The 15,425-nt window shown below is 34.7% G+C and carries 15 protein-coding genes; all 15 read right to left on the reverse strand.

The features are described 5' to 3' along the window. Window positions 1-13: 13 nt before the first annotated feature. Entirely contained in the window at window positions 14-1,426 is a 1,413-nt protein-coding gene (locus tag BQ5364_RS09420; RefSeq protein ID WP_022250349.1) for an Mbeg1-like protein, read from the reverse strand. A 14-nt stretch (window positions 1,427-1,440) separates the two neighbouring features. Beyond that, window positions 1,441-2,262 carry a DUF5037 domain-containing protein gene (locus BQ5364_RS09425; RefSeq protein ID WP_022250350.1) on the reverse strand — a complete coding sequence of 274 codons (822 nt, stop codon included), beginning with the start codon at window positions 2,260-2,262 and terminating at the stop codon, window positions 1,441-1,443. A 54-nt stretch (window positions 2,263-2,316) separates the two neighbouring features. Continuing rightward, complete coding sequence (locus BQ5364_RS09430; RefSeq protein ID WP_022250351.1) at window positions 2,317-2,751, reverse strand: DUF5082 domain-containing protein; 435 nt, start codon at window positions 2,749-2,751, stop codon at window positions 2,317-2,319. A gap of 10 nt (window positions 2,752-2,761) precedes the next feature. After that, complete coding sequence (gene essC, locus BQ5364_RS09435) at window positions 2,762-6,928, reverse strand: type VII secretion protein EssC (protein WP_071144186.1); 4,167 nt, start codon at window positions 6,926-6,928, stop codon at window positions 2,762-2,764. After that, complete coding sequence (locus BQ5364_RS09440; RefSeq protein WP_004612706.1) at window positions 6,925-8,076, reverse strand: type VII secretion protein EssB/YukC; 1,152 nt, start codon at window positions 8,074-8,076, stop codon at window positions 6,925-6,927. The genes essC and BQ5364_RS09440 overlap by 4 nt, the downstream gene beginning before the upstream one ends. Window positions 8,077-8,106: 30 nt before the next feature. Continuing rightward, entirely contained in the window at window positions 8,107-8,562 is a 456-nt protein-coding gene (locus BQ5364_RS09445; protein ID WP_004612707.1) for a hypothetical protein, read from the reverse strand. 28 nt (window positions 8,563-8,590) lie between these two features. After that, complete coding sequence (locus tag BQ5364_RS09450; RefSeq protein ID WP_235837156.1) at window positions 8,591-9,145, reverse strand: hypothetical protein; 555 nt, start codon at window positions 9,143-9,145, stop codon at window positions 8,591-8,593. An 88-nt stretch (window positions 9,146-9,233) separates the two neighbouring features. After that, entirely contained in the window at window positions 9,234-9,494 is a 261-nt protein-coding gene (locus BQ5364_RS09455) for a DUF4176 domain-containing protein (RefSeq protein WP_004612709.1), read from the reverse strand. A gap of 25 nt (window positions 9,495-9,519) precedes the next feature. Next, a complete protein-coding gene (locus BQ5364_RS09460) occupies window positions 9,520-10,977 on the reverse strand; it encodes a T7SS effector LXG polymorphic toxin (RefSeq protein ID WP_004612710.1) in 1,458 nt (485 codons plus the stop codon). A 4-nt stretch (window positions 10,978-10,981) separates the two neighbouring features. Next, a complete protein-coding gene (locus tag BQ5364_RS09465) occupies window positions 10,982-11,281 on the reverse strand; it encodes a hypothetical protein (protein ID WP_044963412.1) in 300 nt (99 codons plus the stop codon). A gap of 1 nt (window position 11,282) precedes the next feature. After that, window positions 11,283-11,567, reverse strand: a complete 285-nt coding sequence (locus BQ5364_RS09470; RefSeq protein ID WP_004612712.1) for a TIGR04197 family type VII secretion effector — start codon at window positions 11,565-11,567, stop codon at window positions 11,283-11,285. Between the two features lie 28 nt (window positions 11,568-11,595). Next, window positions 11,596-11,832: a hypothetical protein gene (locus BQ5364_RS09475; protein WP_004612713.1), complete on the reverse strand. Its 237-nt coding sequence runs from the start codon at window positions 11,830-11,832 to the stop codon at window positions 11,596-11,598. Beyond that, the gene (locus BQ5364_RS09480) at window positions 11,801-12,256 is read right to left on the reverse strand and encodes a type VII secretion EssA family protein (RefSeq protein ID WP_004612714.1); all 456 of its coding nucleotides are present in this window, start codon (window positions 12,254-12,256) and stop codon (window positions 11,801-11,803) included. The genes BQ5364_RS09475 and BQ5364_RS09480 overlap by 32 nt, the downstream gene beginning before the upstream one ends. A gap of 58 nt (window positions 12,257-12,314) precedes the next feature. Next, window positions 12,315-12,617 carry a WXG100 family type VII secretion target gene (locus tag BQ5364_RS09485; protein ID WP_004612715.1) on the reverse strand — a complete coding sequence of 101 codons (303 nt, stop codon included), beginning with the start codon at window positions 12,615-12,617 and terminating at the stop codon, window positions 12,315-12,317. A gap of 55 nt (window positions 12,618-12,672) precedes the next feature. Continuing rightward, window positions 12,673-15,069 (reverse strand): hypothetical protein, encoded by a 2,397-nt coding sequence (locus tag BQ5364_RS09490; RefSeq protein ID WP_071144187.1) that lies wholly within the window; start codon window positions 15,067-15,069, stop codon window positions 12,673-12,675. Window positions 15,070-15,425: the final 356 nt, after the last annotated feature.

The raw sequence follows: 15,425 nt of genomic DNA on the forward strand, positions 1-15,425 counted from the left end.
TCTTCCCCCTCTCTTATAATATATCTTTTTCTTTAAGAAGCATAAGTTTTCCCGCTTCTCTATAAGAGTCTGCACTTGCTATAAGAAATGTTTTATACATTTTCATCAAATGATCCAGGTTCTGATATGTTTCTGTCATATTGTTAAGAGATATAAGTTTACTTTCCATATCCAAATGCCCATAAGTACTTGTAATCCTCCCCGCTTTCTTTTTGAAATCATTTACTTGTCTAAAATATGGATTTTTAAATAGTGCAATAAAATCCACACCTGCTGCCGCCCATTTAGAAATTCCTCTTTCAATGGAATCCCAAATTTCCATTCCTATATGGACGCCATTTTGAAATGTATCTATAAAGTACTTGCATACTTTCTTTCCAAATTCCTTTGTATTTTCGGATTCTTTTGCCAAAAGAAAAAGATTTATTAAGAAGATTCCATCTACAGCCAAATTCCGTACTACTCCAGGGGCTTCATTTTCTATTTTTCTTATGACTACACCAACCGTTTTTGCAAAGTCATCCATCTTACCATTTTGGAAAAATTCTGTATCGTGTTCCATCATCCAGCGCCAGACAAAACCGGTATCATGTTTTTGAAACAGAGCGCCATCTGTCAATTTTTCCAAATCATATATTTCATAAACCCTATCGTCTGTTCGTATAGATTGGAACATTTCATCTGGCATTTGATTAAGTAAATTTCCGATAAAAGACCATTGATAGTGTTTCACATGGGAAGCCATATTATCAATTTCTAAAGCATGTGACAAAAGATATTCATCGGAGTATCCTGGTCCGTCCAAATTGTAAATCGTTCCCACTTTGTTCTGCATGTTTGCAGGCACTGTAATTCCAGCATGCTGTGACAGATTTCCACCTAGAGAATGCCCCGAAAAATCAAATGTTGTATAATTATCCCCATATTTTTTATTCATATCTTTCACAAAGTTCTGTGCTGCTTTCTGCTGCTCCGTTAAAATATTATTGAATAAAGCGATATCTGCATTGATCCAGTCTTGACGTAGCTGATGCGTAGTGTCACTTTCACTTCCTCGGAAACCGAATATCGACTGGCCTTCTCCACAATCAATCATGCATCCATAAAATCCCGAATTTGCATTATCATCTTTTACTTCTACGATTTCCCACTGTGCATACTCTGAATTTTTTATCTCCTCTATAAATGCCTTTGCTTCCTCTAAGCGCATCTGCTCGTATTCACTCAATTTTGTCGTCTTTGGATCTTTATTTCCATATACTCGATTAATATAACCCCGTACTACTTCACCATTAGATACTTTAAAAATATTTTCTAGTGTTGTTGAACCATATTTATCTTCAGCCTTATGTATATATTCTTCTTTAATATTCATATATGCTATCTGTGAGGCTACCAATGCATCTTTATCTGTTGTCGGATTCATGCAACTCCTCCTCTTTACTTATATTTTTCTTGTTCTTCTCCCTGTTTTGCGGCTTTGAACACGTCTAAAGAATCATCAAATACTTTTGAACCACTTCGCATAATCGTTCCAAAGTAAGGTTGGTTTGCTCTGGCTTCTGACAGTATACTTCCTCCATTCCCAAATGCACTATTTTCCATTCTTTCTTCCGCCCGTTGAAAGTTCTTTTTGTCTAGATAATAGATATAAAATAGTGCTTCTCCACCCATCTCCTCTCGAAATACTTCTTCATACATCCCATACTCTTCTTCGTCCGTCTTTCCTGTCATTGTGGTGGCATCAATATAAACCCAAACACTCCCTAGTGTTTTATAATCTGGTTCGCTTTGATTACGAAGCGCAACATAGTTTTCCCACTGTGAAATTTCTTCTACTGGTATATCTTGCCATTCTTCTGGCACAATAATGTCTCCTTGGATATAGTAGTTCTCTGCCACCTGTGAAACTGCTTTCTCTACCTTGGATTCCATCTGCTTTGCCAAAAGACGTTCTGCATATCCATCATCAATAACCTCTATTTTTGCATTTTTCTCTTCTGGATAAAAATAGCTTCCTTCAAATGGATGTTTTGGATCACTTTTTGCAATACATGTTGCATAAATTGCTCCATTATCTGATGGTAACAGTTTAGGTTGATTCCAAGACAGTACTTCAAATTCTTCTCCGTATTTTTCCTGTAAATGACTCTCTATCGCTTTTGTTATAACTTCTTTTTTCGTATCCATTCCACATCCTCCCAACATCATGATTAAGAAAAGACTCACTAATAGTGCTGATTTATATCCTCCTCTTTTCAAACCGATTCCCTCCTATCTGTGGCACTTTTCTAATGAATAGTTACACGGCTTTTGCTAATTTAGTAGTTTTGTAAGCCAATTATCCAAATCATTAAGTACCATCTTCAATTGTCCAATGATGCCTTCATGCTCATATCGTTTGTTCTCCAATTGTGTAATTTCATCATTCAATGCATCTTGTAAGCTATCTACATCCTGTTTGAAAGCATCACAATCTTCCAATACTTTTATTACTTCCCCATCAAAAGACTCTCTATTGCTTCCACACCATGTAAAATAATTCATAGATTCAATAGTTCCCGCCATGTTACTGATTGTCGTACCTATTTCTTCCTTTTTTGCACTTACTGCATCCCTTACACTTTTAAGTCTTTCAATTTTTTCTTCTAAACTTTCGATAGTTATTCTGTTATCTGCTATTTGCGCATTACATTTTGATATTCTTTGCTTACATTCAGCAATTTCTGCCCCATTTTTATCCTTATCCATAAAATTCTCCCTAATATTTTGGAACCCGCACTTTAACATAAGCTCCATTATGGAACAATAAACCATCTTTAAACTGTGGAAGTTCCTTGGCTGAATTAATCGGGAATATTGCTGTTGTTCCCTGATTTCCAAGAAGTAAACCTTCTGTTGTGTTTTTCGCAAATTTCGTCACTTCGTCAAATCCTTTCATCTTTCCGGAATGTGCAGTCAAAATGATACTGATACCAACACCTGCTGCCTCATTCAGAATAGGAGCCAAAGTTATCGCCTGTGTTTTGGTCAATTCCACAAAATTATCCCAATCGTCTACAATCAAGCTAAACGGCTGCAATTCCCGGCAGATTTCCTTTGGATTTAACGTCGGATCCATTTCTAATGATTCCTTGACTTTTTGATTTCTTTCTGTGATCTCTGCCTTGAGTGCATCTATGAGCAGTGGCACCATTGCCTGATTTTCTATATAAACAACTTTTTCTGATGTTTTATAGGAATAAAGTTCCATAGCTTTGGAATCTACCAGATAGATTTTTCCTTTTCCTAGCATCTGATCGAGAATGACCTTCAATACGTTTGTCTTACCTCTTGCTGCTTCACCAAGAATCGTAAATGGTGTATTTCCAAGCTGGAATCCGCAGGCACACACAGCTTCTTTTTCGAGTCCAACATAAATATCCTGCTCTGTATGAGGATATTCTTTCATATCTGCAAAGAACAAGTTTTCTGGAAGAACCGGAATTCTTGGAGCTTGTTCACCTGGATACAGAGCATCAATATTCTGTATCAATTCTTTAATTTTATCCTTATATTCCAATTCTGTTTCAAACTTGACCATGCTGTAAAGCTGCATTACACTTATCATATTGTCATATTTCAAAAGAGCTCGTCCTTTTGTTTCTGATTGTTTATAAGTGCTTCTTCCAACAATTAAATTTACATCTGACTCATCAAACAGATATCCCGCCACTTTGTTTTTAAAATTGTTGTAGGTAGAATATTTCATGCTATTGCTTCTGGTAGCAGTTGCAATCACAAAAATCCCAAGTCCATAACCATCACGGGAAATCTTTTGGAAAAATTCTTCAGCCTCATATCCAAGTTCTTTTACTACATCAAAATTGTCAATCACAAGAACAATTGCTTTCATTTTCTCTGCAGAAACCTGATTGTAAACTTCAAAATTCTGTACTACTTCATCTGCCAGTTTTTTCTTTCTCTCTCTGATTTCTTTCTGCAAAATCCCCATTAACTTCTGGAATCTTTCCGAGTCATCAAATACAATATAATCTGCCACATGAGAAAGTTTGTTTAATGGCATCAGACCACTGTTTCCGAAATCCAAAATATAAAAATTCAAATCCTGCACGCTATTCTGCATAGCCAAGGACAAAACCGCAGTTGTCAAAAAGACGGTTTTCCCATATCCTGCTGAAGCAATATACAGCAAATTCCCATCTTTGATAAAATCAACATCATATGGAATCTGTTCCTGTTTTTCCGGAATATCAATGAGTCCCATAGCAATTTTCATGTTCAATTCTTTTGGGGTTGCACGAATCAGTTCCTGTGGGCTTACAAGTTGTTCCGGTAGTGGTGGAAGCCAAGGTTTTTTCACCTCTTTTACATCTTGTGTTTCATAATACTCGTGAATATAGCGTACTACTGCGTCCAACTGCGTTTTTACTACTTTGTTGTTTTCTTTCGTATCACTTAAATCTTGATTTACCAATTCCCCTTGTCCGATTTCATTGAGTACATAAACCCGGTCATCGACTTTTTCTTTCTGTTCTTCTTCATTATAAGCAGCTCCACTCCACGCAGATTGGAACAATTCATAGATTTCATTATTACCCACTTGCAGATAGGCACGTCCAGGCAGCGTAATGTTTGCTGCATCTGCCGTTTTTAAAATTTCTTTACTGTCTGCTTCGTTCTGTACTTTAAGTGCCAACTTAAATTTTGAGTTTGACCAAATCTGATCATCTACTACACCTGTAGGTTTCTGAGTTGCCAAAATCAAGTGTACACCAAGGCTTCGTCCAATACGGGCAGCAGATACCAGCTCTGACATGAATTCCGGCTGTTCCTTTTTTAATTCAGCGAATTCATCACTGATCAGGAATAAATGTGGAAGAGGTTCTTCTGCCTCTCCATTTTTAAATAACTTATTATAGTTATTGATATGGTTCACATCATATTGATTAAAGATACTTTGTCTTCTTGCTAGTTCACTTTTGATAGATGCCAACGCACGCATACTCTGGGAACCATCCAAGTTCGTAATCGTCCCCAATAAATGTGGAAGGGCTGTAAACATCTTAGACATACCGCCTCCCTTATAGTCAATCAAAAGGAAGGCAACCTCATAAGGATTGAAATTTACAGCAAGTGAAAGAATATACGATTGTAAGATTTCTGATTTTCCGGAACCTGTTGTACCTGCAACCAGACCATGCGGTCCATGAGCTTTCTCATGAAGATTCAAATACACATAATCTCCGGCTGCTCTTGCACCAAGCGGTACTGCCAATGATTTTGAAGAATTATTTTTTCTCCATCTTTCTTCAATCCGAAGTTGTGATGGTCGTTCCACCTGATACATTTGGAAGAAAGTAATACTGTTCGGTATCTGTGCACTAATCCCCTGCATGTGTTCTAGCACACCCAGATTTCTTCCAAGCCACTCTAAAGGAATTTCCTGCATATTATGAAGCCTGAACTTTTCCTGCTTTTCTTCCCGTTCATCAATCAGCAGAAGTCCATCTTCTGAGTTTTTCAGCATTGCAATAGTTCCTATATTTTCTGGCAGATTTGCCCTTAAATGAGAGGTATAAATGATAGAAAATCCTAAATTATACCCTTCCTTTTCCAAATACTCCATGATGGAATGATCCATAATCCATTTTGGCTCATCAATCAGAAAGAGAAAGTGTGGTAGAAAAGTACTCTCTTTTTTGCTTTCCTCTTCTTTTTGCTTCCTGTCTTTTAAAATCTGATATAGACTTCCTAAAATCTGATCTCTTTTGTTTTCTGAATTGATCATTGCAACGCTGTTTACCGTATGGATTTTAAAATGCGGATACCAGCGCATCCACTGGAAATCTTCCTGATAAGCTTCATCATAGATTGCAATAATTTCCAAATCATGATAACTGTGAAAGAACGTGAGCTGGCAAATGAGTGCCTTTATTTGCTCATGTATTACACTTTTTTCTCCTACCAGGCCAAGATGAGCCTTTTTCAAATCGATAACTACCGGTTTTTCAATGACAGAAAATTCTTTTTGAATCGCTTTTGCCTCATCTTCCAATATATCTGGTTTCGTTTTTAATTCATCAAGTTTCAGCTGAATTTGAAGCTGTGGATGTGTTTTTTCTACTCCCAATGATACTTTTAGAAAATCTTCGTCATTATAATTTCGCTCATAAATTCTAGGGCTGTATTCTTCAATCATATTCCGGATTTCAGATACAGACGGATAATTATATTCATAGGCTTCTTTTTCTTTACAATAGGCATGATAGATTTCTTTTCGTTTCCGCAATAGATACTGCTTATAGGTTTTTTCTCTCAGAATTTTGTTTTCTTTTAATTCTTTCTTATCACTGAAAAAACGCATAATGGAAACAACTAAAGACATCCCCGTACCGGCAACCGCCATCACTACAAATAATCCACGCTTCATAATCACACTAATTGCAATGGTAATGCAAATCATAATCACAGGTGGCAATATTAGCTGAACAAGTCCGCCTTTTTTACGATCCATCAATTCTTTTGGCTTCTCTAATTGAATTTTTTCTTCCTGTACTCTTTTGATAATTCTTGGAGAACGTTTATACTTCGGAAAACCTTCAAAGGGAACTCTGGAATCTTTTATAACAGGAAGCTGTGTATGTATTTCAGCAATATTCCCTTCTATAAGAATTGCATTTTCCACTAAAATGACAGAAATATCTCCAATTGTTAAAACATCTCCATTTTCCAGAAATATCTTGTCTTGCTGTATCACCTTATCATTGATAAGCAAAACATCTTCCGTTTCTTTATGAATGGAAATTTCTTTCCCTTTTACAATAATATCGACCTTACACTGTGGAAAAACGATATCTGCTTTCCTTGAACCTATCGTAAAGTAATCGGGACGAAATAATCTTATTCTTCCTGTTTCCATTTTCATTCTCCATCCCCCTCAGTATCCCCTGTAGCTGTACCTTCATAATTGTTTGTAGCTTCCGTTTCATATTTTTCCATCAAGGGTTCCATTTTCTTTGTAATTTCATTCAGCTTATCGGATTTTTCTGCACCTGTTAATTCTGTATTTTCTTCTGTTATTGCTTTTTCTTTCATATATGCATATAAAAGTAATTGATCATCCGAAAGTCGTAGTGCAATATCAGCAGCCTGTTCTGTATCGCTTCTTCCCAGATAAATCCAGTAATCTAATTTCGACTCCGTATCATTCAATGTCATTTTAGCTAAAATATTATCTTTTTGCTCTTGTGTAAGGTTTTCACTACGGACATATGCATTCGCAAGCATAAATTTCTGTGGAGACGTCATCTTCTGTACCTTGACATTTCTCATACAGTCTATACATGCAACATAATCTGACTGCACATAGGCATCACTAAGCTCTATAACGGCTCTTTGATAAGGTTCTTTTACTATACGGTCATAGCCTATGTATCCAACTGTTCCCAACAATACAGCGCCTAGAATTGCTGCTGTTATTTTTAATGTTGTCACTTTGTTTTTTGGTATCAGAACTTTCTTCTCTCTCCGGTCTTTCTTAATTCGTTCATATTCTTCACAAAGTATCTTTTGTATGTCCTCTACTGATGTTCCTGACTGTACCTGTCCTAACACTCCTTCTTTCCCTAAAAGCTGCATACCTCCCTGCAAATAATCTTCAAATGTATATTTATTCTGCAAAGCAAATCCGATAACCGCTTTATAGGCATTTAAGAACTGTTCCTCCTGCTCTGTACTTGCAGACAGAACATCTCTGCTTTTCGCTTTCACACTTCCATGAAGATCGTAAAACAGATTTTGGGGCTGCAAAGAAAAAGAATATTTTTCTATGTATTTTTTAAGATTTCCAATATCGTCTAAAACTAAAAGGATATCAGGAAGGTCTTCTTTTCGAATCTCCGTGAACGATCTTCGGTTTTCTAAATCATACGTAATTTCTAATTCTTCTGTCTTTTCCTCTATATGTGACTGTAAAAAGCCATATTCCGGATAGGTAATCCATTGATATTCATATGCATCTTTTGCTGCAAGTTCTGATTTTTTAATAACTTCTTTTATTACTGTATCTTCCATAACCTTCCTCACCTTCAAGTTTCTTTTTTATTATATAAGAGCTACCGCCTGACAAAATTTCTCTACATTCTCTTTTTGATTCTGTATATCTGATCCAATCGCATTATTCATCAATGAAATTTTCATTTTTGTTTTTCCAAAATGAAGTAAAACTACTTTCCTTCCCGGAAGAAGTCCACCTTTCACTTCTGCTTTTGTAATACTGCTTTTCGGAATAGATATGCTGTTTTTAATTTTGCTTACATTTACTGAGTCCACAATTACAAAATTGATATTATTTTCTGTCATACCCAAATAGCAATAAGCATTACTTAAAGCACCTAAGGCCGCTGCTCCACTTCCAGCAATAAGTGATATCCCACCAATAGCTGCATATGTCTTCGCATCAGCCATAATAGTTCCCCATAATTTGCATTGATAAGTTTCTCCTTCAGCTAAAATTGCTCCTAACATTTCATTTTTGTCCTTTTCATTCATTGTCATCATAAACACAAACCTCCTATTTTAACATGTTCTATAAACCGCTTTCTTTCAAAAAGTCTTCTTTATTTATAACCCGTTTATAAAATTCTTGTTTTATTTCTTTTCTTAAAATTCTATTTTGAATTTTTCTCATATTATTAAAATCCAATGTAAACTCTTCAAAAATTTCTTGCAAAGAATTTATGATTTTTTCTGCTTCTTCAATATCAATCATGGCAAATACAATATTTTCTCCATTTTTTGTTGCTATTGATAATTTTTCAAATGATGAATATAAAGATTTGCGTTCTTCTATCAAATCCAAAACTAATTTTCTTGGTATATAAACTTCATCAGCATAAATCCATTTAGAGGAATAATATATTTCAATCTTTCCAGATTTCTTCTCGTCAATAACGACTTTTGAAAACGATTCATTATTAATTCGATTTTTCAATTCTCTGAAAGATAAATATTTTTTTACTACTGTCATACACCTAAAACTTTTAGGTATTAATAGTTTATATAAAAGGTAAAGGAAACAAATAAGCACAACAATGAAAAAAAATGCGACTCTAAAATCTCTTTGTAATTTATCTGTTCCCATAATACTTTTTTGCAATGAGATTGCGAAAATTATAGTACACATAAATATAATTATTGCTAATATAATTCTTTTAAATGTCCATATTCTTTTAATCATTTTCTTCTCCAAACTTTTTAATAAATTCTAAGTCTTCTTTATCGCTGTATCCTTCAAAAATAACCTCTTCAATATCGTCATCATTAAAAAGGAATGTATATTCCGCGCCTATATTTCCTTCTGGATAAAGGCAGGCCACATAATCAAATAATTCACCTGTAGAAGCTAAAATTTGTTTTCTTCCATAAATCATAACTCTTTTTGTTCCATTTTTTAATAATACTACGCTACCCAATGGTTTATATTTTTTCATTTTTTAATTCTCCTTTTTCATTTTTTTACCATGTACCTATTGCCTCACCTACTTTTGAGAAAAACCCACCAACACAATCTTTTATATATTCTGCACCTTCTTCCACAAATTCGCTAGCCATTTCTTTTAAATCCTCTGTAACTATACTATCATAAACTTTAGCTCCTATATATCCTATCCCAAAACCAGCTACTGCACCAACTACTGTACCAACCACCGGAATCGGAATAGCCGTTCCAAGTGCTGCTCCAACTTTCGCACATCCTGCACTAACAGCCATACTCCCAATGCCTGCTACACCTTCTACAACTGCGTCAGATATATATTCACTAACTTCTGTTTCACCTTCTAAATAATTATCATACATTTCCTCCCCAATATTACTAACAACAGAAAGGTATCCCACTGCACGTCCTGCATTACCCAGTATGTCTTTTTCTTGAAATGTAAAAGTTTCCTTTAAAAATCCAGTTCCTTTTAGCGTTGGAAATCCATTTTCCCGCAAATTAGACGTAGTTTTTGATATTATTTTTGAAAAATTTCTTTCATTTTTCGGCAAAAATTGATTTAGATGAGCATTAAAATACGCCGGACTATTAATTTTATATCTAGTGCCTTTAATATCTTTTAACACCTCAATATCCTTCCTCAAGCCAACTGTACCTTTTACAATGATATAGTCACCCTCTCTTACTAAATCACATTTTGTTGCTAAAGCTTTAATCGTCGTCCACAGTGTACTAGATGTGTCAATATTCAGTGAACTCATTGTTAAAAGTTCTGTTATGATGCTTGGCGTTACATACTTATTTTCTATATTTTCTTTCCTTTCCTTCCATTCGTTTCTGATTACATTCCGCCATTTTTTATTAATTTTAGACACATCAAATTGACCAGTGCTTGCATTCCATGCAGTTTGAATAGACAAAAGACCTGATTCAACTGCTTCATACAAACCTTTGCTTTCCGAATATAATGAATTTGTTTGTCCTTCAATTTGATACAACTTTTCAATTTTTCCTGTCAACTCATTAATTTTAAGTATGTTTGCCTGGATACAAGATTCATAATATGAAATAGAATTAAAATAATTAAAACTTTCTGTTCCTGATAAAATTGCATTATTCAAGCATAATTCTAAATTTTTAGTTATAGTTTCAAAACTATTATTTAAATTTTTAAGGCTTACTATTTGTGCATTTAACTCATCCTCATCTATATTTTCTTCTCCAATAGATACGCAAAGAGTTTCGCTATTTTGAATGACAATATCGTTTGCACAAATTAATCCCTGAATAACAGTTTCATGATCATCCATATGTGCTTTCATACTATCCCAAGCTTCGCTTTTTAAATTTGGGTTTCCTGTAAAATGGCCAATTACCTCCAAGATACAAACTAAGTTTTCATTATCATCTTTCAAACTATCAGCGATAGATTTTACCTGTTTTTTTAAAGCTGATGGATAAAGTTTTAATCCCATACTTTTACCACTCCTCGTTTTCCTGCTCTTTCTCTAGTTTTTTTAGATTACTTTTCAAATCACTTTCTATTTCTGAAAATTTTGAATCTTTAAATGTCTTTGCCTCCCATACCGATTGTTGAAGCTTAGAGATACTCTTGCAAAATTCTGTATCATGCTTAAATTGAAGAAACATATCTGAAAAAATATTTTCTATTATTTTATCCTGATAATTGATTTCATCTTTACTTTCTTCTAATGTTCTTATCGCTTTTTTATAGTCGTCAATTTTATCCTGTAACTGTCTTTTTTCATTATCTTCCATATTAATCACCTAATAAACCAGCAGTTAATATATTAGCAATACTCTGATCCACTTGCTCAAATGTCTTACCTAAAGTTTTTATATGTTGTGCATCTTGCTCTAACGCATATCTATAAGCTGATTTTTGAGTCTGGCTTGTTTCATATGCCGTAATAGAATTTCCTTTGGCAGTAATATTTGACTCTGTATCTTTTGATATTTCTTTCTCCTGTAAACTATTTGCACTTGCTGAAATTGTATCTGAACTGCTTGAAGCAACCTGCGTATTGCTTTGTATGTTATTCATATCTCATTACCCCTTTCCATTTCTTATTTTATAATATTTGCAATATATCACCATAGAATATCCCAGCTTCTTCATAAGTAAATTCTTGCGGCACAAACATCCCTGTACGCATAGATCTTAATTTGACTTCATCACCAACAGCTATATTTATTTGACCTGCTTCCTTTAAAATCTGTAAGGTTTCACAAATCTTTTGTTCAGAATTGACCATAATATCTTTATTGATTTGATATTTAGTACTCGTAAGTGTAATTGTTAATTGCATCTTCACGTCTCCTTTTCCTTCTTTTGTCAAAAATCAGGAAGAAAATAAAAAAGAAAAGTATGAGCATAATACCTGTTATGGCAATATTTACGCCCAACGCATTATCTTCTTTCTCAATTTCTTCTTTCTTTACTTCTGAACCTGTATATAAAAACAGTTGATCCTGTATTCTTTCGTATTCATCTTTTCCACTTTCTAAATCTGTTTCAAACAACTTTTTTTCTATTTTCTGATAGGCATCATATTCTTTTAAATGCACCTTTTCAATTTTCTCTTCATATTGATCTGTAAACAAATCTATTCCATAAGTATCCGTTAAGGAAGAATAGGTTTCATTCTTTTCCTGTAATACAGAGGTATCGAACTCAATGTTGCTATTAATATTTTTTTCAAGTGCTTTTCCTGTGTCATCCATTTTTCCCATACATACGTTCCTCATATTTTCAAAAAGCCGTCGGGAAAATCCCGACGGCTCTCTGCTACTACATCGCTCCAATTTTCCCTGCGATTTCCTGGTCGATGCTCTGCATTGCTGCGGATACATCACGTAACTGCTGTGCAATTGATGTGATAAGATCTGATGTAGCTGTAAAACTTGGTTCTAAAGATTGGAACTGGTCATAAAATGCCTGGCTGCTGTGACCGGCCCATTCATCACATAAGGATGTTACCATGTTTCTCATCGTAGAAACCACTTGGTTGAACTCCTCACATCTGGTATTAAATTCTGCTGCCTTTGCCTCCATCTGTTCCGGGCTTAATTTAATGTTGTTTACATCTGCCATAATGTACCTCCTTTGAATGCTTCTCCTTTTTTTATATGCAATGCTGCCAAACAGCTTATTGCTCTGGTTTTTTATTTCTAAAGTATCTCAAAATCAAGAATATAATAAGTGCTGTTAAAAGTACTGCAAAAACAATATAAATGAAATACGATGTTATATTACTTTCCTTTTCTGTATTCGCAGAAACTGCTTTTGCCGAAGATTCTTTTACTTCTTCTCCGCCCACTATCTTTTCCTTTTCTTTTGAAACATCATTTAAAGCTACTGGCTTAGCGATAAATTGATAAGCCTGTGTATATTCCATACTTCCCAATCTTGTATATGGAAGCTTTGCTGAAAAGTCAGCTAATATATTTTGATTTTCTTTACTGGTGGTTGTCTTGGTATTTTTTGCTGCACTCAAGCCGTCTTCCACCGCTTGATTTGAGGCGTCTTTTGCATCCTGAATACCTTTCTGAAGAGTATTGATATTTTCTTCTGTTGTAGTATAGACTTTATTTGCATAATCCACATAAGACATATTATTTTCTATCAAACTCTTCTGAAGCAGTCCGTTATTCTGTTTTATTCCATTTACATTTTCTGCAATATATTCATCTTGTACAGATGGTGCAAATGACTTCAGCTTTTCATTAAACTCGTGGATATAGACTGATTCAGCCTCATATTTTTGTTGCAGGATACCATTGAAGTTTTCTTGGTTCTTCTGCATTGGATCTACATAAAAATCCTGGAATACATTTTTTATTTCCTGCCCATTTGTTGTCTGCTCATTCCCAAGTTCTGTTTCAAAGGCTTTCACCTGCTTTCCATAATGCTCCAGTCTCTCTTGAATTGTAGTAGGTTGATTTGTCCCTGGATCAATAATCATATTCCCTGCTTCATCATATCGATAATCTTTATATTCCTGCAATGCAGTCACCTCTCGCGGTACATTTTCAATCACGGAATTAATGTACTGCTGAAAAGCATTCAAATCACCATCAAACACAATTTCATGAGTTTTGTCAAGCGCCAAACTTCCATTTCCTGCGTCACTCACAAAAGCACTTATAGAAGAATACCCAAGACTATTACACATAGCTATCATATTCGGATCTTGCTCACATTCCGCAAGTGCTGTCTGCACCGATTTTGCAGTTGTATATACTTTCGGAATTTCTATACCCAAATCAGGATCTTTCTCTATAATTTCAATAGTTTCCTGTTCATTTGCTGCCGTTGCAAGTTTACTGGTAATGGCACTCCATAACTGCTTTGTCATATTTGCCTGTTGATTTTCTTCAGAGTTTGGAGCATCTGCAAGGGTTATAGATACTCTTGGTGAATCCGAAGTAGCGTAATGTAATTCTAACCCCCCTTCACTTGTTTTTTCCAAAATCAATCCCGGATTTGCTGCTTCTATTTTATTTGCAAATTCATTTAATCGGTCAGTCAACTGCTTTGGTAATCCTTGATTATAAATCTCTATCGATTTCCCTAATTCACCTGCTATAATTTCCGGTTGCCGTTTCAAATCTTCAAGCATAGTATCAACTGTATTTCCTGGTTTTTTGTTCAAAACTTCGTCCAGTTTGTTATTTGCAGAATCAACTACGGAATTTCCATCTTCATCTTTAAACACATCTAACTGTTCCGTATATTCAGCTAAGGACGTAAGCTGTTCTGAAAGGCTTCCTCCTTCCGTCTGCATATCTTGCAGTTGTAATTGTGCCTCTTCTACACACTTTTTGTACTGTGAGTCAAGATCTGTTGCTAAAGCAGTATTTTTTTCTACATAATCTTCTACATTTAATGGCTCTGTTGTATTTTCTTCTCTTTTTAACTCTGGAATTTCAACTAATTGTACCAAATCATGCGACTGTATGCTCTCAATAGCATCTTTATCTTTTAAATCATTATTCATAACCGTAGTCGCACCATCTTGAGCCTTATGAAACTCAGAAAGAATATTGTTCAAATACATATAACTCAAACTATCATTCAAAGAATTCCCAAAGCTCATCACATCATATAACAAATGATACTGGGACTCTCCTGAAAAATTTTTATTTAAAGCATATTCAAGTTGAGCAGCTTGTGGTGTTGTATTAAGACTGACCACATTTTGTGAAAATCCGGCTGGTATGATTATGTAAGCACCATATTTTCCGTTTGTTAATCCTGTTCTTGCTTCCTCTAATGATGAATATTCAAACGAAGAACTGGGAAATTGAACAATCTTATCTGCATAATTTATCTTTTCCTCTGCTGATGTTGTCCCTTCATCAAGATTGACTACCGCAATTTTTCTTGATTCCTGTTTTGTGTTTTCTGTTTCAGCAACTGGGGCAACTACTTGTTTTACATCAGGTCCTTTTTGATTTGTTTGTCCAAGGAAATATCCCAAAGTTCCTACGAGCCCGATACATCCAACAGCAAGCAGAACTGCAACGACTTTTTTATATTTCATTACAAATCATTCCCCTCCTTATCTTTGGAATTACATTTCAAATGCTTTTAATACATTTTTCATTTAGCCCATTTTACCATAATCTTCCATTTCTCACAATATTTTTTTGACAGAATGGATATTTTTTTCACAATAAAGGAAGGAATTCATTTACTTTTCTAGAAAACTGCACATCATCAAAAAAACTTAGTGATAAAATGGTTCTGCTCACATCCTGTCTATTTTGATTCATCGTTTTAATCTTTATAATTATCCGAAATAATTCTAATTGTTGGTAAAGTCAGTCCTGTTTTTGTTACTGCGTAAATACAACTACTTATTTTTTTAATGCCTCGATATCCAAAAAACTCCAGATA

Source organism: Coprococcus phoceensis (assembly GCF_900104635.1).
GTDB classification, from domain to species: Bacteria; Bacillota; Clostridia; order Lachnospirales; family Lachnospiraceae; genus Faecalimonas; species Faecalimonas phoceensis.